Annotated in this window: 27 protein-coding genes; 22 read left to right on the forward strand and 5 right to left on the reverse strand. The window is 40.3% G+C overall.

Annotated features, from left to right (window positions below; all coding sequences use genetic code 11):
- Nucleotides 1-224: 224 nt before the first annotated feature.
- Nucleotides 225-6,422 carry a Spy0128 family protein gene (locus IAE45_RS11420; RefSeq protein ID WP_200143129.1) on the forward strand — a complete coding sequence of 2,066 codons (6,198 nt, stop codon included), beginning with the start codon at nucleotides 225-227 and terminating at the stop codon, nucleotides 6,420-6,422.
- A gap of 81 nt (nucleotides 6,423-6,503) precedes the next feature.
- Here IAE45_RS11420 and IAE45_RS11425 read toward each other — a convergent pair whose 3' ends face one another.
- Nucleotides 6,504-7,175 carry a prepilin peptidase gene (locus IAE45_RS11425; protein ID WP_081119187.1) on the reverse strand — a complete coding sequence of 224 codons (672 nt, stop codon included), beginning with the start codon at nucleotides 7,173-7,175 and terminating at the stop codon, nucleotides 6,504-6,506.
- A gap of 125 nt (nucleotides 7,176-7,300) precedes the next feature.
- On the opposite strand from IAE45_RS11425, the gene IAE45_RS11430 reads away from it, so the two are divergent.
- A complete protein-coding gene (locus tag IAE45_RS11430) occupies nucleotides 7,301-7,789 on the forward strand; it encodes a Dps family protein (protein WP_005230382.1) in 489 nt (162 codons plus the stop codon).
- Nucleotides 7,790-7,829: 40 nt separating this feature from the next.
- Here the strand turns inward: IAE45_RS11430 and argH are convergent, their stop codons facing one another.
- Together argH and IAE45_RS11440 are read right to left on the reverse strand one after the other, a co-directional pair.
- Nucleotides 7,830-9,209 carry an argininosuccinate lyase gene (gene argH / locus IAE45_RS11435; protein ID WP_081119186.1) on the reverse strand — a complete coding sequence of 460 codons (1,380 nt, stop codon included), beginning with the start codon at nucleotides 9,207-9,209 and terminating at the stop codon, nucleotides 7,830-7,832.
- 54 nt (nucleotides 9,210-9,263) lie between these two features.
- Nucleotides 9,264-10,478, reverse strand: coding sequence for an argininosuccinate synthase (locus IAE45_RS11440; protein ID WP_200127133.1), 1,215 nt, complete (start codon nucleotides 10,476-10,478; stop codon nucleotides 9,264-9,266).
- Between the two features lie 406 nt (nucleotides 10,479-10,884).
- Between IAE45_RS11440 and rplM the strand changes: the two genes are divergently transcribed.
- Together rplM and rpsI are read left to right on the forward strand one after the other, a co-directional pair.
- Nucleotides 10,885-11,331 (forward strand): 50S ribosomal protein L13, encoded by a 447-nt coding sequence (gene rplM, locus IAE45_RS11445; protein ID WP_301280258.1) that lies wholly within the window; start codon nucleotides 10,885-10,887, stop codon nucleotides 11,329-11,331.
- A 15-nt stretch (nucleotides 11,332-11,346) separates the two neighbouring features.
- A complete protein-coding gene (gene rpsI, locus IAE45_RS11450; protein WP_003128901.1) occupies nucleotides 11,347-11,739 on the forward strand; it encodes a 30S ribosomal protein S9 in 393 nt (130 codons plus the stop codon).
- Nucleotides 11,740-11,761: 22 nt separating this feature from the next.
- On the opposite strand, the gene IAE45_RS11455 is transcribed toward rpsI, so the two are convergent.
- Nucleotides 11,762-13,057, reverse strand: a complete 1,296-nt coding sequence (locus tag IAE45_RS11455; protein ID WP_200127131.1) for a site-specific integrase — start codon at nucleotides 13,055-13,057, stop codon at nucleotides 11,762-11,764.
- A gap of 63 nt (nucleotides 13,058-13,120) precedes the next feature.
- A complete protein-coding gene (locus IAE45_RS11460; RefSeq protein WP_325123423.1) occupies nucleotides 13,121-13,417 on the reverse strand; it encodes a helix-turn-helix transcriptional regulator in 297 nt (98 codons plus the stop codon).
- Nucleotides 13,418-13,645: 228 nt separating this feature from the next.
- Here IAE45_RS11460 and IAE45_RS11465 point away from each other — a divergent pair, with 228 nt between their 5' ends.
- From IAE45_RS11465 to IAE45_RS11545, 18 genes are all read left to right on the forward strand, one after another.
- A complete protein-coding gene (locus tag IAE45_RS11465) occupies nucleotides 13,646-14,059 on the forward strand; it encodes a sigma-70 family RNA polymerase sigma factor (protein WP_200127129.1) in 414 nt (137 codons plus the stop codon).
- A gap of 10 nt (nucleotides 14,060-14,069) precedes the next feature.
- A complete protein-coding gene (locus tag IAE45_RS11470) occupies nucleotides 14,070-14,258 on the forward strand; it encodes a helix-turn-helix domain-containing protein (RefSeq protein WP_200127127.1) in 189 nt (62 codons plus the stop codon).
- Nucleotides 14,259-14,320: 62 nt separating this feature from the next.
- Nucleotides 14,321-14,734, forward strand: coding sequence for a hypothetical protein (locus IAE45_RS11475; protein ID WP_200127125.1), 414 nt, complete (start codon nucleotides 14,321-14,323; stop codon nucleotides 14,732-14,734).
- A gap of 1,057 nt (nucleotides 14,735-15,791) precedes the next feature.
- Entirely contained in the window at nucleotides 15,792-15,893 is a 102-nt protein-coding gene (locus IAE45_RS19365; protein ID WP_376707402.1) for a hypothetical protein, read from the forward strand.
- A 420-nt stretch (nucleotides 15,894-16,313) separates the two neighbouring features.
- Nucleotides 16,314-16,502: a hypothetical protein gene (locus IAE45_RS18930; protein WP_233619026.1), complete on the forward strand. Its 189-nt coding sequence runs from the start codon at nucleotides 16,314-16,316 to the stop codon at nucleotides 16,500-16,502.
- A 259-nt stretch (nucleotides 16,503-16,761) separates the two neighbouring features.
- Nucleotides 16,762-17,142: a hypothetical protein gene (locus IAE45_RS11485; RefSeq protein ID WP_233619027.1), complete on the forward strand. Its 381-nt coding sequence runs from the start codon at nucleotides 16,762-16,764 to the stop codon at nucleotides 17,140-17,142.
- A gap of 139 nt (nucleotides 17,143-17,281) precedes the next feature.
- Nucleotides 17,282-20,908 carry an MSCRAMM family protein gene (locus IAE45_RS11490; protein WP_200127123.1) on the forward strand — a complete coding sequence of 1,209 codons (3,627 nt, stop codon included), beginning with the start codon at nucleotides 17,282-17,284 and terminating at the stop codon, nucleotides 20,906-20,908.
- Nucleotides 20,909-20,921: 13 nt separating this feature from the next.
- Nucleotides 20,922-21,242, forward strand: a complete 321-nt coding sequence (locus IAE45_RS11495) for a hypothetical protein (protein ID WP_148844165.1) — start codon at nucleotides 20,922-20,924, stop codon at nucleotides 21,240-21,242.
- Between the two features lie 51 nt (nucleotides 21,243-21,293).
- Nucleotides 21,294-21,455, forward strand: a complete 162-nt coding sequence (locus tag IAE45_RS11500; protein WP_200127121.1) for a hypothetical protein — start codon at nucleotides 21,294-21,296, stop codon at nucleotides 21,453-21,455.
- 67 nt (nucleotides 21,456-21,522) lie between these two features.
- Nucleotides 21,523-21,909, forward strand: coding sequence for a hypothetical protein (locus tag IAE45_RS11505; protein WP_086373492.1), 387 nt, complete (start codon nucleotides 21,523-21,525; stop codon nucleotides 21,907-21,909).
- Nucleotides 21,910-21,913: 4 nt separating this feature from the next.
- A complete protein-coding gene (locus tag IAE45_RS11510; RefSeq protein WP_200127119.1) occupies nucleotides 21,914-23,377 on the forward strand; it encodes a CpaF/VirB11 family protein in 1,464 nt (487 codons plus the stop codon).
- Complete coding sequence (locus tag IAE45_RS11515) at nucleotides 23,346-24,203, forward strand: type II secretion system F family protein (protein ID WP_200127117.1); 858 nt, start codon at nucleotides 23,346-23,348, stop codon at nucleotides 24,201-24,203. The genes IAE45_RS11510 and IAE45_RS11515 overlap by 32 nt, the downstream gene beginning before the upstream one ends.
- Complete coding sequence (locus tag IAE45_RS11520) at nucleotides 24,200-24,964, forward strand: hypothetical protein (protein WP_200127115.1); 765 nt, start codon at nucleotides 24,200-24,202, stop codon at nucleotides 24,962-24,964. Before IAE45_RS11515 ends, IAE45_RS11520 begins: the two co-directional genes overlap by 4 nt.
- Before the next feature lie 17 nt (nucleotides 24,965-24,981).
- Nucleotides 24,982-25,350, forward strand: a complete 369-nt coding sequence (locus IAE45_RS11525) for a hypothetical protein (RefSeq protein ID WP_200127113.1) — start codon at nucleotides 24,982-24,984, stop codon at nucleotides 25,348-25,350.
- Nucleotides 25,351-25,354: 4 nt separating this feature from the next.
- The gene (locus IAE45_RS11530) at nucleotides 25,355-25,498 is read left to right on the forward strand and encodes a hypothetical protein (RefSeq protein WP_176462067.1); all 144 of its coding nucleotides are present in this window, start codon (nucleotides 25,355-25,357) and stop codon (nucleotides 25,496-25,498) included.
- A gap of 13 nt (nucleotides 25,499-25,511) precedes the next feature.
- A complete protein-coding gene (locus IAE45_RS11535) occupies nucleotides 25,512-25,922 on the forward strand; it encodes a hypothetical protein (protein WP_200127111.1) in 411 nt (136 codons plus the stop codon).
- A 26-nt stretch (nucleotides 25,923-25,948) separates the two neighbouring features.
- Nucleotides 25,949-26,242, forward strand: a complete 294-nt coding sequence (locus IAE45_RS11540) for a DUF5415 family protein (protein WP_200127110.1) — start codon at nucleotides 25,949-25,951, stop codon at nucleotides 26,240-26,242.
- Nucleotides 26,196-26,474: a hypothetical protein gene (locus IAE45_RS11545; protein ID WP_230319195.1), complete on the forward strand. Its 279-nt coding sequence runs from the start codon at nucleotides 26,196-26,198 to the stop codon at nucleotides 26,472-26,474. The genes IAE45_RS11540 and IAE45_RS11545 overlap by 47 nt, the downstream gene beginning before the upstream one ends.
- Nucleotides 26,475-26,530: the final 56 nt, after the last annotated feature.

The following is a 26,530-nucleotide window of genomic DNA, read 5'->3' on the forward strand; positions in this document are numbered from 1 at the left end:
GTATTTTTTTTGAATACATCCCACCCCAAAATTTTGGGAAAATAGAAGTGTGGAATAGTAGTAATACGTTTGATACAAGTAGCAAAGACCAAAATGATTGAACCTTAGTGAGGAGGCAAAAAGCAGTTGTTTATTGGGATATATTGCTCACTGTTGAACAATGTTATACGCAGAGCACTTCCGAGATCAATTGAAAAAAAATATATAAAAAGGAATGAACAATTATGAAAAAACAATTTTCTATCTATATATGTTTGCTAGTCTTGCTTGGTTCCATTTTTTGTGAACCAACGATCATTCTAGCAGAAGCAATCAATGCAACCGAAAGTACCGAAAGAACGACCGAAACATTAGAAAGTACTGAACCTGTGACCGGAACGATCGATACGGAAAAAGCACCTACGGATTCATCGACAGCGGGAGCAGTTCAGTCAGCAACGAGTCAAGTAGAAGAAGAACAAGCAACCGTCCCTAGTGAAAGTCAAGCAACCCAAGCATCCTCGACACTGAATCAAAACAGCATTCAACCCCGAGCACCAGATACTGAGACAGAGACGGAAACGGAAGCTTCTACTACCGCTGAAAATCTTAGTGCCAACCTAAACGAACGGGGCGTGCAGCTTTTTGACAATGTCCGAATCACTGACTTAAACGATCAACCCTTCACAGCCGAAAATCCACCGATGTATAATGACAATATCAAAATTCATTTTGACTGGTCGTTAGCAGATACGGAAGAAATTCGCGCTGGTGATTATTATACGTATCAATTGCCGAATTATTTTGCCATTCATAACACCGTCAGTGGTGAATTGACCCGTTCCGGCGGACAATCGATCGGAAGCTTTACCTTAGCACTCGATGGTACATTGACCGTTACTTTTAATGAGGCGGCACAAACACTTTCCAACCGCTCAGGGACTATTGATCTGATCACTGAATTAAGTGTAAGCACCGTTACTGAAGAAGTGACCATTCCTACCGGGATTTACGATGAAGATGGCCATGAGATCATCATTACATTACCTATTTATGAGGTCGATATCATTAAGACGGGTAACGTGACTTCCAGCGGTTCAGTGGTTTGGGAAATTATTTTTAACCAAGCCAGTCGTGAATTGCATGATGTTGTGATCACCGATAAGATGCCACAAGGATTAGCTTATAGTACCTCGACAGGCTACTTGTACGATGAATCCACCGATGAATGGATTCGTACCGATGGCTTATATACGTTTAACAGTGTTAACAATACGTTTACCTTCAATCAAACGGTTAATCAACCAGTTCGTATCGTGATTAATAGTGCAGTCACCGATCCAACGGCTTCTTCTTTCAAAAACACGGCAACAATCAACGGTAGCGATTTTACAGAAAAAACCGCAGAAGCAACGGTTACCTATGATGAACAATCAGAATACAAACGATTTAAAGGCTACGATCCAGAAACGAAACGAGCATCTTGGGAAATTTCCGTTACATTGGACAAAGATCAAGCCAGAGTTTTGGATCAGACCTACTCGGGAACAGATCCTGAAAAAGCCTTGCACTTTTTTGTTCCAGAAACTTTGGTGATCACAGACAAAGATGGCAACCAAGTCCCTTCAGGAGACTGGTCCTTTGATGGGTCATACCAGCTGGACAAAGAGGGGGAAATCGTCCGCTTTGGCATCACGTTTGCCAAAGCTGGCTACTACAAGATCCAATACGACACCCAGTTGTATGAATCGGTTTTAGCCGATACCCGTATATACAATTACGCTTCGATCCGCGACAATCAAAATACCTCGTTGACGGGCAGCGGGACAGTGACACCAACCAAAACGATCGGTGTCGTGAAAACCGCTGGCACTAAAGATTATGAGGCGAAGACTGTCGCATGGAAAATTGAAGCCAATACCAATCAGCAAAAAGTTAGCGACCTGATTATAGAAGACCGCTATCAATTGATCTCTGGCGCAAACAGCAGTGCTTTAGCTTTATTGGCGGATACGCTAGTCGTGACAGCCAGCGGGGTGACCGAGCCTTTAGCGCTCAATACCGACTATACGCTAGAGCTGATCACAGAAACGAAAACGCTAGCCGATGGCTCAACGAAGGAACTTGAGACTGGTTTTCGCATCAAGCTGCAAGGGGCGTACCAAACGATCTCGGCAACGATCACTGTTAATTTCAAAACCAGCTTCGATGTTTCACAGCAGATCGCATTAGGAAGTTCTAGCAGCCGTTTTAGTAATGCAGCGTTTGTCCATTATAAAGACGAAGCTGGCAATACGTTCACGGAAGCTTCTGAATCCAATACTTGGATGGATACCAACTGGTTAAAAAATGCTTTGAAATACGGCCTATTCATTGGTGAAGGGGAAGATGTCGCCAAAGCGATTACCGCTGTATTAGGCCGGAATCTAGGAACTATTTTTAATGAGCAGACTGCTTCAAGCGATCAAGTCTATTGGATGGGGCTATTCAATACGTACAAAGAAAAAATCAATAAAGATGCAATCATCACGGACCAGTTGCAAGAAGGTCAAACTTTGAAAGACTTGGCGCTTTACACGGTCACGGTAACTGGATATACGACACAAGTCAGAGCACTGAAAGAGCAATTGGTGCTAAACGAGGATTACAGTTACACTTATGACCCTGACACGAAGAAAGTTACGATCACCTTGCTGAAAGAAACGTCAGAAACACTGGCGGTCTTCTTGGCAACGGAAGCATCTGAAGAAGTATTTACCTACAAAAATACTATTACATTGACGGACAATGACACAACGTTGACTGCCGATGGGCAAGTCGACAAGTCTGCGAAAACGGACTGGTTGATGAAAAACGGCAGCCAGAATGCCGAGAACAATCGGTTGCTCGATTGGGAAATCATGATCAACGCTGACAGTCGCAAAATCCACAATGCGGTAGTGACCGATACCATCAACTACAATCAGCACACCTTTTTACGCGATGCCGACGATAACGTGATCGTAGAGGTGTATGAAGCAGTCTTAAACAATGGCACGTGGGAAAAAGGGGAAAAAGTTACCTTCACCAACGAAGACAATCCGAAAATCACCTCGGATGTGGTCGCAGGGACGCAATCGTTAGTGATCGCTTTTGAAGAAATGATTGATAAACCGTACTTTATCGTTTATCAAACACAGCTTGATCCCGGGATTTTGAACAATGAACGGGTGGCCAATAGTGTCAATTTGACGGGTAGTGAGATTGAAATTCACACAGTGACCAAAGAAGTTACCATCAAATCGACAGACGGTAGCGGAACCTCTTCTGGGACAAACGGCTCCTTGACGATCGTGAAATACGATGCCGATGGCACCAAAGAACGAGGGATCGATGAAGAAGCAGTTTTCCAATTAAGCCGCAAAAATGCGCAAAACACCTATGAAGTCATCTTGTCGAATCTGGTGGTGAAAAACAATCAGATCATGGAAAACGGCAACGCCATTGAACGGATCGACAATCTGCGTTACGGCGATTACATGATCCAAGAAATCACCGCACCAGAAGGATACGAGCGAGATGCGACTCAGTACACCTTCACTATTTCTGATGAGCAAGTCAATTATGTTTTTGAACTAGCCAATAAGCGAGAAATCAAAGAAACAACCCTTGCCTTGAATGTTCAGAAAATGCTTGATGGACGCGAGCTAAAAGCCGGCGAATTTACATTTGAGTTAGTGGATGAAACTGATTCTGTGATTCAAACGAAAACCAATGAAGACAACGGTCAAGTTGCCTTTGACGCCATCACTTACAACGAGCCTGGCGAGTACCACTATGCGATTCGGGAAAAAGCCGGCAACGATCCAACCATCACCTATACTGACAAGGAACTAAAGGTAACTGTGACTGTCATTGAAGAAGACAGCCAGTTGATTGCGAAAGCAGTCTATGAAGGCAATCAAGTCTTTGAAAATGACTATACGCCAAAAGCCGGTAGTGTCGTTTTGAGTGCTGAGAAAGTACTGATTGGTCGTGATTTGAAAGCAGAAGAATTTGACTTCGAATTAGTCAATGAAGCAGGAACTGTACTTCAAACAAAAGCCAATGATGCAACTGGCAAGATTTACTTTGACGCTCTTCCTTACGATAAAGCAGGTGAATACCGCTATACCATCCGTGAGAAAGCAGGAACTGACGGCACCATCACTTACGATACGAAAGAACTAGCGGTAGTCGTGACCGTCACCGATGAAGACGGACAGTTGACCGCAGTGGCGGAATATGAAGGTAACCAAGTCTTTGAAAACAGCTATCAACCAAAGGCCGGCAGTGTCGTACTAAGTGCCGAGAAAGTCTTAACCGGTCGTACCTTACAAGCAAATGAATTCGATTTTGAACTAGTCGATGAAGACGGAACTGTACTTCAAACAAAAGCCAATGATGCAACTGGCAAGATCTACTTTGACGCGCTCCCTTACGAGGAAACAGGTGAGTATCACTACACCATTCGTGAGAAGACAGGAACTGACGGTACCATCACTTACGATACGAAAGAACTAGCGGTAGTCGTGACCGTCACCGATGAAGACGGACAATTGACCGCAGTTGCGGAATATGAAGGCAACCAAGTCTTTGAAAACGACTATACGCCAAAAGCTGGCGGTGTGGTCTTGAATGTAGAGAAAGTGTTGACAGGCCGCACACTAGCAGCCAACGAGTTTGCCTTTGAGCTAGTCGGTGAAGCAGGCAACGTGTTACAGACGAAAACCAATGACGTAAATGGTCAAATCTATTTCGATGAATTGACATATGGCGAAGTCGGCGAATACCGTTATACGATTCGGGAAAAAGCTGGCGCAGATAGTACCATTACCTATGACACGAAAGAAATTGGTGTTGTCGTGAAAGTAACCGATGAAGACGGGCAACTAGTGGCAAAAGCAATGTATGATGGTAATGCGATCTTTGAAAACGGCTATACACCAAAAGCTGGTAGTGTCGTATTGAGTTCCGAGAAAGTCTTGACAGGCCGCACGTTACAAGCTGACGAATTTATCTTTGAACTGGTAGATGAAGAAGGTAACATTCTTCAAACAAAAGCCAATGATGCAACCGGACAAATTGCCTTCGATGCTCTTGCATATGACAAGGCAGGCGAATACCGCTATACTATCCGTGAACAAGCAGGAAACGATGGCACCATCACTTACGATGCGAAAGAACTAGCGGTAGTCGTTACTGTGACGGATGAAGCGGGACAGTTGACCGCAGTTGCCGAATATGAAGGCAACCAAGTCTTTGAAAACGACTATATGCCAAAAGCTGGTAGTGTCGTACTGAGTACCGAGAAAGTCTTGACCGGCCGCACGTTACAAGCAAATGAATTCGATTTTGAACTAGTCGATGAAGACGGGACTGTACTTCAAACAAAAGCCAATGATGCCACTGGCAAGATCTACTTTGATGCTCTTTCTTACGAGGAGACAGGTGAGTACCACTACACCATCCGTGAGCAAGCAGGAACTGATGGCACCATCACTTACGATGCAAAAGAACTGGCGGTAGTTGTAACCGTCACTGATGAAGCCGGACAGTTGACCGCAGTTGCCGAATACGAAGGCAACCAAGTCTTTGAAAACAGCTATCAACCACAAGCAGGCAGTGTCGTACTAAGTGCCGAGAAAGTCTTAACTGGTCGTACACTACAAGCAAATGAATTCGATTTTGAACTAGTCGATGAAGACGGAACTGTTCTTCAAACAAAAGCCAATGACGCAACTGGCAAGATTTACTTTGACGCTCTCGCCTATGATGAAACAGGTGAGTACCACTACACCATTCGTGAGAAAGCAGGAACTGACGGTACCATCACCTACGATGCAAAAGAACTGGCCGTAGTCGTGACCGTCACCGATGAAGCTGGACAGTTGACCGCAGTGGCGGAATACGAAGGCGATCAAGTCTTTGAAAACAGCTACCAACCACAAGCAGGCAGTGTCGTACTAAGTGCTAAGAAAGTCTTGACGGGTAGAGATTTGCAAGCCAACGAATTCGCATTTGAATTAGTGGATGAAGCTGGAAAGGTTCTGCAAACCCAACGCAATGACGCAAATGGAACGATTACCTTTGATGCAATGACGTATGACGATGCTGGGGAACATCGTTACACGATTCGTGAAAAAGCTGGCAACGACGCCACGATCATCTATGATGAAACCACCTATCAAGTAACGGTCACAGTCAAAGATCAAGCAGGAAAATTAGTAGCTGAAGCGGAGCAAACGGCAGAGATGGTATTCAACAACCATGTCAAAGAAGGCAAAACACCGAAGCCGGGAACTGACAACTTACCGAAAACCAATGACACCACGACCGCTGGTTGGGTCGTCTTGGGACTGTTGTTAGTAGTAATTGCAGTGGGCATCTACCTTGATCGCAAAAAACGAACGCCGTTATCATAGGCAGGAGAAGCAACAGAGCAGAAAGAGAAAGCGGGATGAGGCCAACTTGTCCCGCTTTTTCCTGTCCTGTTTTTCTTCACTTCAAAGAAAAAAAGCGTCAAAAGTATGAAACGCTAGAAAGCGAACAATCAGCAAACCCAGACTCAAGAAGGGGACGAAGGGCAACTGCGCCAATCGTTTCTTCCAGATGCCTTGATAGCTAAAAAAAGCGAGGAGCCCAAGACTACTGGCTACCAGTAAGAGGGCCAAAAGGGTCGTTGGCGCTAGCCAAATGCTCCAACCTGCCAGCACTAAGAGATCGCCGCCGCCCATTTTTTCCTGCCAGACAAAAAAGACCAGTGGAACCAGCAAGCCTAAAGACAGCCATTGAAAAGAAGCGCCGCTTCTAAGCTGTGCCAGCGCTAGCAGTAGGTGGGCGGGGTACAGCAGGTGCGGGTAGACGCTATAGTCTATCAAGTCGGTCAAGCTGAGTAAAAAGGCACTGGTCAGCCAGACAAAAGCCAGGAAGCTTTCTGAATCATGAAAGGCAACCCCGCAAAGTCCGCCATAGCACAAGCAGGCGAAAACCCAATAAAACGGGGGTGAAAGCCATCTCGTAGGAAGGAGAAGAAACCAATGGTTATCCGAAACTTTGTTCACTTTCTGGTAGTGAGAACGAGAATCACTTTTTGGCAGATTCCAAAACAGGGTTTGTAAGAGCAAAAGCCAAAAGAAGCCGAGTAAAGCGCCTAAAAAAAACACGAAAACCGTCATTTTTCGTCCCCCCTTATAAAGAAATACGTAAGAGAGTGAGAAATTTTCTCAAATAGATGATTTTGTTGTACTTTTTATTTGTTTCGTATTATCCTTAAAATAGATAATTTAGAGGAGGAATCGTTATGAAATTTGAACAAACAAAAGAAGTATTAAACCAACTTGTTGCTGATTTAAGCCAAATGGCTATGGTCGTTCACCAAACGCACTGGTACATGCGTGGACCTGGCTTTTTGACATTGCATCCAATGATGGACGAATTCATGGATGATCTAAATGAGCAATTGGATGAAGTTTCTGAACGCTTGATTACATTAGACGGTTCACCATATTCAACTTTGCGTGAAATGGCAGAACATACTCAAATCCCTGATGAAGTCGGTAACTGGGACCGCACGATTCCAGAACGCTTAGCTACATTGGTGGAAGGTTACCGTTACTTAGCGGACTTATACCAAAAAGGGATCGAAGTATCTGGTGAAGAAGGCGATGATCCAACCCAAGATATCTTCATCGGCTTCAAAACAGCCATCGAAAAACGTATTTGGATGATCCAAGCGCACTTAGGCGAAGCGCCATTGATCGATCCAGCGAAATCTCGCGTACGTCATTAATCAACAAAAAACCAGCGAAGAATTTTCTTCGCTGGTTTTTTTACTTGCCTGCCAATAATGCTTTAGCGGCTTCAATTTGCTGTGCCACTTGATCAAAACCGGTGCCGCCATAAGAATGGCGATTTTTGACGGCGGTATAGGAGTCAAGTTTTTTAAAAATATCGCTGTCGATGGCAGGATGGATCGCTTGGTAGTCTTCCAAGGAAACATCTTGCAGATAGATGCCTTTGCTCAAACACTCACTGACGAGCTTGCCGACGATCTCATGGGCTTGTCTGAAAGGCACGCCTTTGCCAGCTAAGTAATCCGCTAATTCTGTTGCGTTGGAAAAATCCTTTTCAGTGGATTCTTGCATCCGTGCTTGATTGACCTTCATCGTTGCGATCATGCCCGTCATGATCTGCAAGCTTTTCGTGATGGTCTCGGCACTGTCAAACATGCCTTCTTTGTCTTCTTGGAAATCTTTGTTGTACGCCAGCGGCAAGCCCTTCATGACCGTCAAAAGACCAAAGAGGTTCCCATAGACACGTCCTGTTTTTCCACGGATTAGCTCCGCCATGTCAGGGTTTTTCTTTTGAGGCATGATGGAGCTGCCGGTGGAGAAGGTATCGGTCAGCTCCACAAATTGGTACTCGTGGCTGCACCAAAGAATCAGCTCTTCACAAAAACGAGACAGATGCATCATCAATAAAGAGGCGTTGCTTAAAAATTCCAAGATAAAATCACGATCGCTGACCGCATCTAGGCTGTTGCTGTAAATATTGCTGAACCCTAACTCTTGAGCGGTGAAGGCACGATCGATGGGGAAGGTAGTTCCTGCCAAAGCGGCACTGCCTAAAGGCATCACATCGATGCGGCTCAAACTCTCTTTGAAACGCTCTTGGTCACGCGTCAGCATACTGTAATAGGCTAAGAGGTGATGGGCAAAAGAAATCGGCTGTGCATGCTGCAGATGGGTATAACCGGGCATGATGGTGTAGATGTTGGCTTCGGCTTGTAAAACCAGCGCTTCTCGCAATTCAGCGATCAAAGTGATCACGTCTTGCACGACTTCTTTCAAATACAAATGCATATCGGTCGCCACTTGGTCATTACGACTACGGGCAGTATGCAATTTGCCTGCCACTGGTCCAATCAATTCATGCAAGAATGTCTCGATGTTTAAATGGATGTCCTCATTTTCAATCGTGAAGGTCAATTCGCCAGCGGACAATTGCTGCTGAATCGTGGTCAAGCCGCCAATGATCGCTTCGCCATCGGTTTGACTGATGATACCCGTATGGACCAGCATTTTGACATGGGCCAAACTGCCAAGAATGTCTTGTTTTGCTAACTTTTGATCAAACGTGATGGAAGCCCCAAAAGCATCGATCCATGCTTCATTTTTCCCATCGAAACGTCCGCCCCATAATTTTGCCATATTCTCACCTCAAAAAAAGATTACGGCTGAAGCGGCAGCTTCAGCCGTGCATACTTAAATCAATGTTTCTGTTAGTTGCTGTTGTGCTTGGATCTCAGCGTGCACTTTGCTTGGCAGTCCCCATAATTTGATGAAGCCGATGGCCGCATGCTGATCAAAGGTATCTGCAGAAGTATACGTTGCTAAGTTTTCATCGTACAAGCTGTTTTCAGATTTCCGTCCTTCACAGATGACGTTGCCTTTGAACAATTTCAAACGCACGATCCCGTTGACGTAGACTTGCGTGCTTTTCAGGAAGGTAATCAAGGCTTCCGTCAATGGATTGAACCATAAGCCGTCATAGATGACTTGGGCTAATTGCTGCTCGATGATTGGTTTGAAATGCGCCAATTCCCGTACAAAGATCAAATCTTCCAATTCTTTATGAGCCGTCATCAAAGCGATCGCTCCTGGACATTCATAAACTTCCCGTGATTTGATCCCTACTAAACGATTTTCGATATGGTCGATCCGACCAACGCCATGCTCGCCAGCCATCCGGTTTAGTTTCATGATCAATTCTGCTAGATTCATCGTTTCGCCATCAATGGCGGTCGGTACCCCTTGATCAAAGGTGATCTCAACGATCGTTGGTACGTCAGGAGTATCTTCTAATTCTTGCGTGATGGCGTAGGCCCCTTTTGGCGGCGTTGCCCAAGGATCTTCTAAGACGCCACACTCACAGGCACGTCCCCACAAGTTTTGGTCGATGGAATACGGATTGTCCAAGTCAGCGGGAATCGGTACCCCTTTTTCAGCCGCATAGGCAATCTCTTCTTCCCGGGACCATTTCCATTCCCGAACCGGTGCGATGACTTTCAAGTGAGGCGCTAAAGCAGCGATCGCCACTTCAAACCGAACTTGGTCGTTGCCTTTACCAGTACAGCCGTGGGCGACGGTCGTTGCGCCAGTTGCTAATGCCAATTCCACCAATTTCTTGGCGATCAATGGACGAGACAAAGCGGAAACAAGAGGATAAGAATTTTCATAAAAAGTATTGCCTTGTAAAGCGATCAAAGCAAAATCTTGGGCGAATTCTTCGCGGGCATCGATGGCATAAGATTCAATCGCGCCAACTGCCAACGCTTTGTCTTTAATGGATTGGGTGTCGCGACCTTCACCGATGTCTAGGCAGCAAGCCACCACATCATATCCTTGGTCCGTTAACCATTTAATTGAAACGGAGGTATCTAATCCTCCAGAATAGGCCAATATTACTTTTTCTTTCATACTTATTAACTCCTTTTCCGCATGTTTTCAAGTGATTGAAGCTATCTTATCAGAATAAAAATAATAAATCAAGGGCGAAATTAAATATTTATACATAAAAGTGGTAATTATCAGGTTTTTATACTATTATCGGTGATTGAGGAAAAGTAGTGAATGCTCACTTTTTTAATGAAAGTTTATACACGATATTCATTATGGTATTCAGTTTTAGAAGCCGGCAGCAACAAGTTTCATTTTTCAGAGAAAATGGCAGAAAACGAATGGAGAAAATTTTCAAAAAGAGGCGGAATTACGTTGACATTAGGCTTTATAGAAGGTATTATGTTATATGGTATTGTTTGCCCCACAAGAGCCCCGGAAACTCAAGTGTATGTCAAACATTCGTGAAATTGAATTGGAGGAAAAAATTGTGCGTACAACATATATGGCCAAACCAGGCGAAGTAGAACGTAAATGGTACGTAGTAGATGCAACAGATGTTCCTATGGGTCGTCTTTCAGCAGTAGTAGCATCTGTCTTACGTGGTAAAAATAAACCAACATTCACACCTCATGTGGATACAGGCGATTTCGTAATCGTCATTAATGCAGAAAAAATCAAATTAACAGGTAACAAAGCAAGCGATAAAATTTATTACCGTCACTCAAACTTCCCAGGAGGATTGAAATCAGTCTCTGCTGGAGAATTACGTGCTAAAAATTCTCGTCGTTTGATCGAAACTTCTGTAAAAGGCATGCTTCCTAAAAACACTTTAGGCCGTAAACAAGGAATGAAACTTCATGTTTATGCTGGCGCTGAACACCCACATGCTGCACAACAACCAGAAGTATTGGACATCACAAACTTAATCTAATAGGAGGGAATTTCATTGGCACAAGCTCAATATATCGGCACTGGCCGTCGTAAAAATGCAGTAGCCCGCGTACGTTTAGTACCAGGTACTGGTAAAATTACTGTTAACAAAAAAGATGTTGAAGAATACATCCCACACGCAGACTTGCGTGAAGTAATCAACCAACCATTCGGCGTTACAGAAACTAAAGGTTCATACGATGTTTTTGTAAACGTAAATGGTGGTGGATACGCTGGACAATCAGGTGCAATCCGTCACGGTATCGCACGCGCATTGTTACAAGTTGATCCTGATTTCCGTTTAGCTCTTAAACGTGCTGGCTTACTTACTCGTGACGCACGTATGGTTGAACGTAAAAAACCAGGTCTTAAGAAAGCTCGTAAAGCTTCACAGTTTTCAAAACGTTAAAAACAGCTTTATATCAACACTTTCAGGCGTTTCGCAAGTCACTTTGCGAAGCGTCTTTTTTTGAGTTGACACCATTGTTGACACCATTCCGGTCTGACTCTTTTTGAGACAATTTGCGGTAGGCAATTTCACCGATAGGCATTTGAATCACGTTTGGTGTGTTTACGTAGGTTCTTGTAATGTTGGTATCGCTGTGAGTCAATGCTTCAGATATTTGTTCCAGAGCTACACCAGATTGTTTGGCTAAAGTTGCTCCAGTATGCCGTAGCTTGTGGGGAGTCGCATGGGTGAGGTGTTTATGTCGTCTCTCAATAGATTTCATACGGTAGTTCAAATAATCTGTATGAAGTCTTTGGTTGATATTTCCCTTATTATCAAAGAAGGTAAAGAGTAGCTGCTCTTCGGTTTGCTCTATTTCAAATTGAGCTAGTTCTTCTTTTTGTTTGTCTTTCCATTGTTGAAGTAATTGCTTTAGTTCATTTGGAATATGGAAAATAGTTATTTTATTTCCTTTCGTGCTTTTTTCATTTCCAAATTTATCTAGGGCTTTACCAATCGTGATCTGAGAAGTAGTGAAATTCACATCTTTCCATCTGATAGCGTAAGTTTCCGATTTTCGATCGGATAGAAAGAATGTAGTTAGAAATAATACATAGTCTTGTAAAATCAGTTGTCCACTTTCATGATCGTTTTGAACGGCTATCAACCATTCTTGAAGTTGTTCAAAAGATAGATATAAATCGTCTTCTTTTCGGGCCTGTCTCAATTGATTCTTTTTTGTTGCTTTAATTCGTCTGAGAGACTTACCTAGTTTATTTCGTTCAATATAGTCCAACTCTTCAGCCCAATCAAATATTGAATTAACATAACTTCTTAAAGTTTTAAAATTGGCGTATTCTGCTGCTTTTTTTGTCATTAGTTGTAGAACAAATGTTTTGTTCCTATTGAGATAGTTTAATGTATATTTACCAAACATTGGTAGGATATGAATTCTAAATACATCTTTGGTATTACCAATAGTAACCACAGTAGGAGGGGTGGTATTGTTAGTTGTAAGACCCGAAGTATAGGCATCAAGCCAAATATCTGTATAGAAATCCTTGAACAAGGTTTCACCACCTAGTTCGAGAGCATTTTGTTCTTTATTTGCACGTACTTCTTTGATTTTACCGTAAAAATCAACCTCAGCGTTTTTCGCCTCTTTTCTAGACTTAAAAGTTTTCGAATACAATTTTTTAATTCCCAATATTTCTTGTATGTCTTGAGGATAGTAGAGTCTTAAGCGATACGTGTTGTTTTTAGTTTTTGTAATTGACATAGTATTTACCTCCGAAAATGCGAGCCGAAACTAAACACTGTAACTCAATTTTATCACTACTAATCAATTTGTTAAACTATTTAACCATTCATTTATTAATTTTTTGTCGAACCGAACCGATCCTCCTATTTTTATCAAAGGTAATCCTAAAGAAATCCATTTATCCAAAGTATTGTTAGATACTTGTAAATAGCGACAAGTTTGCTTTTTATTCATATACCTAAAATCTAAATTAACACTTTTTCTTACATTTTCTATTTCTGAAATGATTAATTTATACAGTTGTTCTTTTATTTGATTTTGTTGATAGTCGCTTAATTGAATTCTAAATTCTTCCATCCGAGCTCCTTTAATTTTCATACTTTTACTCAGTAGTAATAACAAATTATTTTGAAAAAGGAAACAATTAAATAAATTGATTCGATTTTTATTTATTCAAATCATATTTTTGTGTCTTTTTTATCTCGAATTTGTTGTTATGAATGAAGAGTAAAATGAAGATACGTTATCTATAAAGTATCTGTGATAGAAAAGTGAAGGGAAGTGAAAAAAATACTCTTTCCAATTAATTAGAATGCGAGGAATACATTGAATATCTGTGAAGAAAAGATTGAAGCACAAATAACAAAATATATATCAAAAGTTATTGTAAATACTTCAAAAAATTATATTAGGACTATGTATCAGTTATATGAAAAAGAAATACAGTTGGGAGATTTGTTTGATGAAATAGATGTTAATCAAAATGGATTAGAAAGCAATGTTAATAATAATAATCCTTATAAAATTTTAAATAAAATTGAAAGTAATGAGTTTGTTATTTATCTAAGTAAAACATTGACAGATAAAGAAAAGTTTATTCTTATATTAAAATTTTTTTTTGAGAAAACAGATTCTGAAATTGCAAAAAATTTTGGCATAACCAGACAGGGGGTAACAAATTTTAAAATAAGATTATACAAAAAAATAAGAAGAAATTTGTGCGGTTTTAAAATCATTTAGGAGAGAAAAAATGAGTAGTTTAAAAAACATAATGATCAAAGCAAAAAATGGAGACTCAGAAGCTATTGAAGAAATTATTGAAAAGTTTAAGCCGTTGATTATAAAAAAATCAATTATATATGGACACTTTGATGAAGACTGTTATCAAGAATGTGTTTTATCTATAATAAAATCCATAAAAAAATTTGAAGTGTTGTAATTTTTGTTTATTTTATACGTGCTTAATAAATTCATAAAGGACATAGCTAACAGGAGGAATACATGAGCAAAGGAATAGAATTGCGTTTAAGTGATTTAACAAAAATTAATACGAATGTAAAACTTCTAAATTCACAAAAATGGGAATTGCACAGCGGGGTTGCATATAGATATGTAGAGTATTTTGAAGATGGAAGAATCAAGAAAATATATTTTGATAGTAAAGAATTAGCAAAAATTTTTCCTCAGATAAAATTTTTGTATGATCGTGATGGTGAAGTTCTAGCTCAAAGAATTAGTAAAAATTGTAGATTATTGACAATTAAAAAAAATAAATACTTTTTCAAAAAAAAGAAAAAAAACAATTACTTAGGTGCATATAACCTTATAAAGAAAATAGAAAATGATGAATACTTAAAAATGATAAATGAATATTGGTACAGTAATAATAAAAACGAGCACAAATTTCCCAAATGAATTAGCTTATAATTAGAAAATAACTAAATACGTAATAAGAAAATATTTTCTTCTCTAAACTGATCAGCATGGCTACTAAGGGGTTTAGAGTAACCAGGAATACAATGAACTGGTGAGCCAAAAACATTGAAGGATTTGCCAAGACCGCACGTGTGCGAGCGAATATCCGGCCTTCATAGGAGTTAGATTTCTCCGGTTGTAAAAATCTGCGACTTTTATTTTGTTCTATTTTTGAATCTGGTAAACAAAAAATGTTTAATTGGTTAATACTAAAATCTAAAAAGGGAGTTGAAGTTATGACGAAGACAAATAAGTTATTTGCAGTTGGAAAGTTTTTTTTGAAGATAATGTTTAAAGTTAACATGAGATTGCTGAATGTTGCTGTATTTATCTTCATTTTTACTTTCACGTTCGCTGCGATCAATGCTACTTCAACTTCACTTTCTAGAAGGTGATAAAAGTGAAAGTCTCTGAAATAGTCAAGATCACGAAGAAAATAAGAAAAATGGAAAAGTTGAAAAGTCGGTTACTGTCGACGCTGATTGTAATAACAACTTTATTTGGTATTGGAATCTTAGGTACATTATTTTTATTCGGCACTCAAGGGTTGGTTATATCGTTTGTTTTAATTAAGTGGCTTATTGCAATAACTATAGTCATTTGGCTTTTAATTAGCGTATTGCAGATCAAGATTCTCCTAGAAAAGCGGAAAATTTGAAATTATTTCTTGTCTATATCAAATGTAAAACTGAACAGGAGGGAAATATTCTGAAGACGAATCAACTGAAAAGAATGAGAAAAACTAATCCAAATGTATTTAAAGAGACACGGCGTAACAAGCAGATTAGATTAAAATAAGAAGAGCAACAAAAGCTAGATCATGCTACTGTTCGAAGAGGATCCTTTTCTTCTAAGGAAGGGGAAGTCATTAATTGACAGATTTTACGGAATAGGATAATTGGAAATTATGAAACCAGAAATAACAATCCCATTCGATCATGAAATGAAAATTTTGCCGGAATACTTCAAAGAAATAACCGATTAAAAAACGTTTGAGATTCGAAATAACGATCGCGGCTTCAAAGTCAGCGATAGCGGACTAATTGCAACAAAAAAACCAGCCCCATTGGAGCATGGATACTGGAAAGGCTACGTTTAAAATTGATCGGGCCTCAATACTTTTGATTAGGAGTGTGCCTTTTTTTAAATACTACTTTAATTAATCTTTTTGAGCAAATAAAAAGCCAACAACCAATTGATTGCTGGCAATGCCTCAAAAACTTGAAAGGGTTAGTTAAAAGAATATAAAAGCATTACAGACATTTTAAATATATATTGATGATCCGTCAAGGAATCTGATAGTCATTGATACGGGAAAATCAAGGACAGGAGGTTGATATGAGTATTATCTATATGATAGTAACCTTTTCTATGTGTGTATGGGCTATATCTGTATGCGAAAATGTCCAATTAGGAAGATATTGACCAGTACCTATCAAAAGAAAATCAAGAGTACTTACAAAAAAATTGTTACTATGATCATTCTTTCAAGAAAGACACTCTACAGGAAATTGAAAAAATGATTCGTCGAATCAATGCACAGTTGATGGATCTGAACGATGATAGGATATTAATAAGGGCAGAACTATCAAGCAAAATCGATAGATTGAAGGACTTGAAACACAAAATTCTTGTTGACAGTTACAATGAAAAATTAGCCGAATTATCGCCAGATCAACGTGCATTAGATGATTGGGATCGGTTTTGACCTTGTTTGAAAGAATTAAAAAAGTCCTCCTAGTTTCCGCTAGAAAGACCAAACAAACTATTATATCCTTATTTATTATAAGTAAAAAAGACAGTAAATCAACTAATTCGGTTTAGCTGTTTAACAGAATAAGAAGAGTAAGCTTGGGAATGGAATCTCAAGCTTTTTTTAATACTCAAGAAGGAGGAAGCGTATGAAAAACGTCTGTCGAAGTTCATAAATGATAGATAAAAAATGAGTGAAGGGAGGGCAGAAACAGATGGTTGCTGAAAAGAAAACCTTGTATTTAACCGTAGGAAAGGAGGTTTCCCTAAGTTTTACAGGAAACGGTGAAGCATTACAGTATATTCGCTTGAGCGTGAATAAGCTGGCAGAAATTATTAGTAATGGCTTGGTCGATCGCCAAAGTATTTTTGAAATTGACGAAGTTTCACTGATCACGAAAAGTAATTATAAGACCGTTGTGCAAGTGGTCGCTGGGAAACAAGTATTACACGGTAATACGGATCATGTAGACGTGGTTATCGATAAAGATAAAACAAAACAAAAAGTCGCTGGAAAAATATTTTCACGAATGGCGACTTTTTATTTATCGTTGATCAAGAACAACACATATCGAAACAAGAGCTGCATACACTAAATATAAAGAACTCAAAAAGTTATTTAAACGAAGGAGACCGCCTATGATCTTATATGGCCAAGGAACAAAGAATGCGTAATCGAGCGCCACCGTCCTTTTCGAAAATTTATTTTGAAGGAGAGGATGTGAACAGGTACCAATGAAAAAGAAGTACAAACTCGTCGTTTCGTTTTCAATGATGATCATTTCTCTTCTTGCTATGGCCAACTTTCCTTATGTTTTGGCACAAGAACAAACAGATACCGCTAAAGCGGATCAGGAAGTGGCTGCAGTATCGGAAGAGACCTTAAACAAAGAACAGGAATCAACCGTTGTTCAAGGTGCGGATGGCTTACTGTACGTGGTAGCAGACAAATCAGACAAAGAACAGCTGCTTTCTTCAGATACACCGCAGATCGCTGAAAAAACAGAAGGAGACTTTACAGCTGTTGAAGTAGGGGTCGATGAAAAGCGCCAGGAAAAAGCGGATCAGGCAGATCAAGAAATCAAAGACTTTGATGAAATCGATCTAAATGATGTTGAATCGCTGCAATCGGCAGTCAATAGTGACGATCTTCCATTTATTGAAGAAGATCAAGTCGCTGAAGAATTGTCAAAAGCCAAAGATTCAGAAGAATCCGAACAGATCTTGATGCAGACACGTTTCTTTTATGCTGAAGAGATCCTGAACCAAACGAACAACTTGAATGATGTTCCTTCTATGCTAAAAGAAAGCAAAGTTGCTTTGCTGGCTTCTGTTTCAAAAACAGTTTCTGAAACAACGATCAATCCACCAGCTGGTTATCCTTGGCTGATGTATATCGTTCGCAGCAACGGCTATTCTTATACAGAAGACAGAGGGATCCGACGTACGATCGATGGGAAAGATGCGTTTTGTTTACAAGCAGGGGTCACGGCAGCTAAGACGTACACGGATGCCGGAAGCAGCTATTTGAGTACTTCTCAAAAAGAAACGATCACGTCCATTATTAGTGCTTACCGTGAGTTAGGCGGTTGGGCAAATAACGACGCTGGAAAACAACGTTGGATGGCCGCACAGATTCTTGTTTGGGAAAATTCAAATGAAAAACCAAAAAGTATCACCATTACCCCAAACCACAAAGCTGGTGTGACTGACTGGAAAAGCAAAATGACTACACGAGCTGGTCAGATCCGCACACGTCCGCAATGGGACGCAACGTCTAAGACGGTCTATGAAGGAGAAAAAGCAACCTTTACTGTGAAAAACAGTTGGGGTGATCATAACCTCTATGTAGAATCCGTCAGCGGTGGGGCAAAAGCGACAATTAGTGGCAATAAATTAACCGTCGATACGAATGGATCCACTGCAACAAAAATCACTGTAAATATGGTGAAAGGGTCGAAAACAAACGAAAAATATCCCACTACTGTCTGGGCGAACGGTTCGTATCAAAAACTGGTCACTGGTTCTTTTTATGTTTCAACTTCCGTAACCGTGAATGTGAAGCGAAAAGGGACTGTGGATGTCTTGAAAGTAGATGCAGATACGAAAAAGCCGTTAGCAAATGCGACCTTCCGCTTTACGTATGATGGAAAGACAACAGACGTAAAATCAGGAACGGATGGGAAGGCAAAGCTAGGAGAACGATTAAAGGCTGGGTCAGTAGTCAAAGTGAAAGAAATAACCGCTCCTTCAGGTTACAAGTTAAACGGAACGGAGTTTTCAATCACGGTAGGGGAAAATACGAATGTATCGAAGACCTGGACAAACGAGCGACTCGCAGGGGCTGTAGAGCTTACCAAAATCGCAGACGTCGATCAAAAGTCGTTAGATGGTGTGGTGTTTACACTATACAAATCGGATGGATCCATTTTACAAGATAATCTAAAAACCGATACAAATGGCCAACTGAAAGTAAAGGATCTAACGCTGGGATCCTATTACTTTAAGGAAAAAACGGCAGCAGTTGGTTTTGAAACAGATAGTAAAAACTACTCGTTTACCATTACTGCAGATGTGACTGAAGCAAAGCCGGTGAAATTAACAATCACCAATCAGTACAAATTAAGTGCTTCAAAGACGGTATCAGACAAGAATGAGACAGGCAAAACCAGCAATACTTGGTCAGCTGCTTCCGATGATTTTCTACAATATGATTTAACGACAAGTACGGTAGAAAAACTAGGGTCTCGTTACTTAGCTGATTTTGTGATAGAAGACCAGTTTCCAGCTGAAACGGTTGCTATTTCTACGGTACAAGTTTTGGCGCAAGGTAGTGATGTGACAGATCAATTTACAATTACCAAAGATCTGACGAACGGGAAAGTGATTGCTACTGCGAAAAGCACTGCACTTACAACTTCTGGATTTTATGGAAAATCATATGATCTACGTACGAAAATGATGCTAAAGCAAGAAGTTCTGACCGCTAAAAACAAAGCAACACTGTCCTTCAGTAAGCAAGGTAGTGTGAAAACAGGAACGAAAACTGCTTCTTCAAACGCTGTTACAACTACTTTGCCAGCATTCAAGCTGACAGTGAATCATGTGACAGAAACAGAAAAAGCGCTGCTTAAACAAGTCGTTGAGACCAAGTACGATGGGGAGTCGTACGAGTATAAGCCGCTGGATGATCTATTCGACGTGAAAGGCAATCGCTACCGCTCAAAAGTGACTAGAAGTGGGGTCGTTGCTGGCAAAGATCTTGTACTTGAGATCCCGTATTATCTACCGTCATTAGAGATCAATGCCGAGAAAGTTTCAATACTGACAGGCAAAGCGTCATTGACCGACAATTTGAAGGCGACGATCACTTTTTCTAAGTCAGCGAGTTACGAAGAAGAATTGAAAAATGTCCTTTATCGATTGACTGTAACTGATCAAAAGCAGAAGAAAACTGTCTTTACAAAAGATATTTCACTTGGTTCTTATGCTTCAAGCCTAGTTGTTGATTTGCCTACTGCAGGCTTTACTAAGGGTGAGAAGGTCCCGTATTCTCTTTCCCTTCAGGTACTGAAAAATCCTGACAAAGTAAAGGCTGAAACAGATACGATTGATTTTTCAACATTCGGCTATACCGCTTCAGAAAAAGTCCTCACCAATGCGGATCTGAAAAGCGGTAAGCTTTCCTATGGCGCAGTGAGTCAAACAGAAGCAACGAGAAAAACCAAAGCGTATGTAGAAAAGAAAGAGACCCTTCAATTTGATTTTGAAGAACAGCGTTCGTCAAAAACGGGCTATGGACTACCAATCACATTAGAACCGATCTACAGCAGTGAGATCCAAGATACGCCATTACTTTCGTTTACGCTTTCTTCTCCAACGAAGCTAGTCGATACCTATTTAGATCTTCAGTATGTCGAATCAAAAGGGAACATTCAAATCCCGTTAGATCGTACGGTCAATCAAGTAGCGAAACAAACGACTGCCGCAATTACTTCTACAAAATTTGAGTTTCCTCAAATAAGCGTAGAGGAGAAGACGGGTGCATTGTATACGCAAGAACAAGTAAAAAATCCAACAAAAAAAATACCAAACAAATTACTTGATGGGGGAAGAAAGTTTTATTTGCCGATTTGGGCAGAAAAAGGGGACTACAATCTGACGCTGCAATCGAATGTGATTGGCCGTAACTTTATTCAATTATCGATGAACCAAACGCTTTCGGTCTACGCAAACATGTATGCGACGATTGATAGTAAAACAAAGAAAGAAGATGAATTGTTACTCACGCCGGTTTATCCTGATACGACTGTGCCAAAAGGATGGTCAAAAGCAGAGATCACGTGGTTAAGAGGAAAGTAAGGAGTTGGGCAATATGTATGGTTCAGCCGTTTTTGATGTACGATCGGAATTAAAACAGTCCAGGCACCTATTGCGAAAAGTAGTTTTTAGCAGTTTAGGGATCCTGGTCTTTTTCTTTCTCTTTAAGCAGTTGATCGGGATCCCGTTCAATTACTTGAATCAGATCAGTTCTTCGTTTTTAAACTTTGGTTCTGGAAGCAGCAATGTCTCCGGTTCGCTGACCTCAGCGATTCAACAAAATCAATTTGTTCAGGCCGTTATGGTATTCGTTACTGGGATCTTGGCAGTCTGCACCAAATTTTTTGATGAAATCAAACAACTATTTTTCAAGTAACGATCGGCTTTGATAGCCGGTTTCTATTTCTACTGAAGGGAGGTGACATTCATGGATACAGTTCAACATCATTCTCACACATTGATGAACATTGCGATTGCAGTAGGTTTAGTTGCGATCGTCGGGGGTGCAGCTTTCGTATTTTTTCCTGACTTAACAACACAAATGCTCGCTAAAATCACTACTTACGTTTCAACATTACCAACAAAATAATGGATAAAAAGATGATCGGGGAAGACACTCTTTGTCTTCTCCTTTTTCTTGGTTAGGAGAGGGAGGAATGACACATTATTGGCGACAGATCACGGTTATGATCGTAGGAGCACTTTTTATGATTTTAATTGCGTGGTTTTTTATCGGAAATGCCAAGAAAGATACGGAAGCATTTAACATTACTGAAGCGTTAAGAACAGCTGCAATCAGTAACAAAGATGATTCTGCACGCATTCAACCAGGCACTTTTTACTTGGATCAAGCCAACTTTGAAAAAGAGTTTGAGCAGACGATCAAGAAGCAGCCGTTTTATGCAAAAAAAACGGTAAAAGTGACGTTCAACTACTTAAAAGAAGCAGATAACAAAGGAATCAAAGGCATTCGTGCCTATGTAGAGTCCGATGGATCCATTGACGAAGCCACATGCATTTTAAGTACGCCGGAAGGAGGGTAAATCAATGGTTGTTATTAGAGAAAAAAAGTCCGTCTTTCAAGATGAAAAAGACGTGTTAAGAAATGTAAGAAATCTCGTGACTACCAATCAATTTCGCAATGTACCTTCAGCTGCTGAAGAAGAGCAAGACGATTATTTGAAAAAATTAGTTGAAGATAGTCGAGTCGAAGTGATTCGAGACGATTTAGTCGAGCACTATCCAGATGAAGTGATGCGTGCCTTCACTTCTAAAGTTTCTCGTGAAAAGCTCGTTAAGTTGGTTCAAGAAGAACAACGATTTGGAAAAAATGACGAAGGACACAAAAAAGCGGCTTATGTTATCAATGAGATCGTCGGCTTTGAATTTATCGATCGCCTGCTTTTGCAAGACGAGACAATCACGGATATCGGATGGAACAGCACGTTTCTAACCGTCGAAAGTGCGGATCAACTACGAATTTACACGGCAGAACAATTACAGTTGACCGATCCTGAAAAGACGGTATTTCGAATCGTAAAGAAGTTCGCGGATGCTGTAGGAAAGCCATTTACTCGAAATGACCCTATCTTGGATAGTGTATCAGGAAATTTACGATTAAACGCTATGCATCAAGTGATCAGTCCAAGTGGCACTACGATGTCCTTACGGGTCAGTCGACCAGGTCTAGTGTTGACCGAAGAAACGTTTGTCGATTTTGCGCCATCTTTTGTTTTAGACTTTCTTAAAATAATTATGAAGGCTGGATCAATGAGCGTGATCGGTGGGGAGACGGGTTCTGGGAAAACAGAATTGATCAAAATGATGTTGTCCTTTGTACCAAAAAAAGACCGTATCTTTATGATTGAGGACGTTCCTGAAACAAGGATCAAGGAACTTTTGCCAGATCATGATATTTTTTCTCTCGTTACAGGAAATATCGTGACGATTTCAGATCTGGTTCAAGCCGCTTTACGGAATTATCCTAAATGGATCGTTCCGTCAGAGACACGGGGTTCTGAAGCTTATGAAATGATCCAAGCTGCACGGACAAACCATTCGGGATTGACGTCGATTCACTCAACAAATTGTCGCGCACATCCTCGAAGGTTAGTCACCATGTCTAGTATGGTTTACAAAATCAATGAAGAAGCAGTTACTGAAGATATCCTTACATTCTTTGACTTTGGGTTTCAGATCAAAACTGCTTATATCGAGATCGATTCGGAAAATCTTATTTTCAAAAAAATTCGATATTTGTCAGAAATCGTAGAGTATTCAGTAAAAGATACGGCCACTACTTTGTTTAAACAAGTATTAAACAACGGGCAGTTCTATGTTACTACGGGTCAGTTGTCTGATCAGTACAAGGAAAAGCTAGCAGAACGCTTCTTAACTTTTGATTTTCCTGAAATGACCAATGAAAAGATTAATAAATCGGAAGAGCTTGAACAGATTCTTCAAAAGGCGGTGAAAGAGTTTGCGGATCAATCAACTTCAGACGGAAACTAAAAACCGTGTAAATCTTGAAGAATTACATGCATTAAACAGTGCTTACGGGCAGCGATTAAAGCAAAAAGAGATCGTTCAGCTCGTTGGACTCCCAGCTGTAGTCTTAGGCGTTTTTTCATTGATTCTGACGTATATTTGGTGGATCGTTGTCGGGTGTACAGTGATTGGTGCCATCTACGGCTATCGGTTTATCTTGCCAAAGGTCGTGAATCGGCGGTACCAGATACAGTCATTGGTGGCCAGAAACAAATTTCTTTTGAATCTCACACAAGTGACAATGGACAATGATTTGACTGTTCTTCAGTCGTTGGCCTATGTGATCGATGAAACAGAAGGAGAACTTTCTGAAGATCTCCGAAGCTTGTATGCCGCTCTTGGTGTAGGGTCTGATCCGGAACGGGTCTCTTATTTATTGAATACCTTATCTGAAAAGTATCATGATGATGCGATTTTTGGTCAGTATTTGGAACAGCTTGACACGATTATTCAAGAAGGGAAAAACAATACAGATTCGTTGCAATACCTAACAGAACACCACAGTAAAATGTTAGAAAAAGTCAATTCGTTTCTAAAGAAGAAGAATGAAATGTTAAGCGGTGTGCAAACACTTCTTTTTTTAATGGGCGCTATTATCTTACTATTTCATGGAGTTTCTTTCTTCATGAATGGTGATTTTGCGCAATACATGGACGGCTATGCGCACCATCCAATCGGTTATGTCAGTTCAGCCATTTGTCTCATTTCGCTTAGTGTGATCTTAAATAGTTTCTTCAAGCAGTATTTTGATGATTCTGTCACGGAATTGGGGGTGCGAACCAAAAAATGAATCTCGTTATTCGAAACAAAACCGCTGAACCAAGTGAGAATCGACCATTTTTTTCCCGTTTACTTTCAGATGTTGTTTATCAAAATCTATTAGAAATGAATAATACTAAGGAAAACATTGAAAAGTGGGCGAAAAAGAAAATTCGCACCTCTGCCATCTGTTTTTCTATCTTTGTGGTTCTTGGCTTTTTAATGAGTTTGTATCTGATTCCTATTGGGCTAGTTGTCAGTGTGCTGATTTATTTGGACACGATCAAATCAGTTAAGGTCGTTTATCAGCAGTTTCGATTTGAACGTCAAATTCAATTTTCAAAATTTTCACGGCTACTTGTTCCGATATTAAAACAAACAAGAGGGGGGATCAATCTTCGTTCTGTTTTTGAGCGAATCGTTCCAAGGATGCCACATGAAATCGATAAGAAGATCTTACAACGGCTCATGTTGGATATGAGTCGAAATCCAAGCAGTTTCGATCCGTTTAAGATGTTCGCTAAACAAATGTCTGGCACTGACAGCAGCCGGTTATTTATGGTTACTTTGGCACGTTTGGCACAAGGATCAGCGAATTTGCAAGTGATCGATCAGCTTTCCAGGATTGCCAGTGAAGAAATGATGGCCGGTATTGAACAAATCATCCATTTTAAGCTCAGTCGATTTTCGGGGTTGTATATGAAGCTAGTAGGAGCGATTTTGATCTTTGTTCTCGGTGCTTCTATTGCGATCATTCCTTTCCAACTTGGAAAAGTCTATGTTTATCTCTAAAGAAAGGAGCATAAATTATGGATGTAGAAGATAGTCAGGGAGAAATTTTCAGCATGCTGTTTTACTGTTTGACTGTGCTTGCCTTTTTGAGCGTCGTCGTTTTCGGTTATCAACTTCAAACGATCACTACTTATCGCCAACAAGTCAATTATCAGATCGAGCGAAAAGGTGGACTGACAGCTGAAGCAGTTTCAGAACTTAAAGAGTACTCAACTAAACAATTCCACGGATGGTATACGATAGAAAGTACACAACTAGGGAAAAAGGCCGCATTTGGAGATACGGTGGCTTATACGATCAAAGCGACCTATCCAGTTTTATTTCTACCGGACAATATCTCTGTGAAAATCGGAATTGAAGGTCAAGCGCCTTCTCAAGTGAGGTGAAGATATGGGAAAAGTATTTTCAAAGCTATTGCGGTTGATCATCAGTTTGGTCGTGGGTGCGCTTTTTCTTAAAGTAGTCATTGATTATCAAGACGTCATAAAAGCTGCATGGGAACAGTGGTGGACACAAGGAAGCATAAGAATGTGAAAGGGGTGATCGTGTGTCCGGGCAATATCGGGTACATTTTTCGCACGTCAACAAAAAATTGACACGAAAATACCGTGCATTGAACACAAAGATGGTTCACGGTATCTTTCAAGCACAACAGATCATGGAACAGCTACAGCGTTCAATCACGGAGCCTACGAAATTGTCAGTAGTGATTGACAATGGCGAACAAGAAATAATCTTAGAAGACGTGGTCGTTGATCCTACACGGAACACGGTACAACTGTTAGATATGTTGCAAGAGGAGATATCCACTCTTGAGACAAATCGCTTGGAAGGAGAAAAGCTTTACCAAGAAATCAATCGGCAATTCAACGAAGAACAAAAAGCATTGCCGGAAATGGAACCAAGACAAAAGCGAACCTACTCGAAAAAATCGAGGGGTTTTTCTTTTTTCAGATAATCAATTAGCCAGGAAGGAAGAAGCATATGGCAGGGAAAAAATCTGCGGCTTCACCATTTGTAGAAGCCGCAAAAGAATTACTTTCTCAAGAAGGTATTACCTTTAAGGAATGGACGAATGATCATTTACGAGATAAAAAAATGGCCATTCTTGAAGGAAAAGACAAGGAATGGGAAGAATCAACGATTGAAAAGCAATGCGAGTCTTACGTGCTTTCAAAAATCAATACTCTTGTATCAGATAAAAACCAAGTGAAAAATGGAGGAAATAAACATGTTAATGAAACTACAACTAGCACTGCTAACACTACCAACGAATGATTGGGTCACTTCTTTAGATAATTCAGGAAAAACAATCTACACAGCACTACAAAAACTATCACTACCACTGGCCGTTATTATGACGATCGTTGCCGGAATTATTTTCATGAGTTCAGATCGAAAAGCGGACATGGCCAAAAGTATGTGGTTTCGGATTGCTTTAGGAATGATCGTAATTATGTCAGCAGTTTCATTAGCAACCTACTTTCAAGGGATTGGTAAAGGATTCTAAAATTAAATGTACAAAAAGATGGGAAGCATTAGCACTTTCCATCTTTTTTTAAAGGA

This window comes from Enterococcus sp. S53 (genome assembly GCF_016516865.1).
Taxonomy (GTDB): Bacteria; Bacillota; Bacilli; order Lactobacillales; family Enterococcaceae; genus Enterococcus_D; species Enterococcus_D innesii.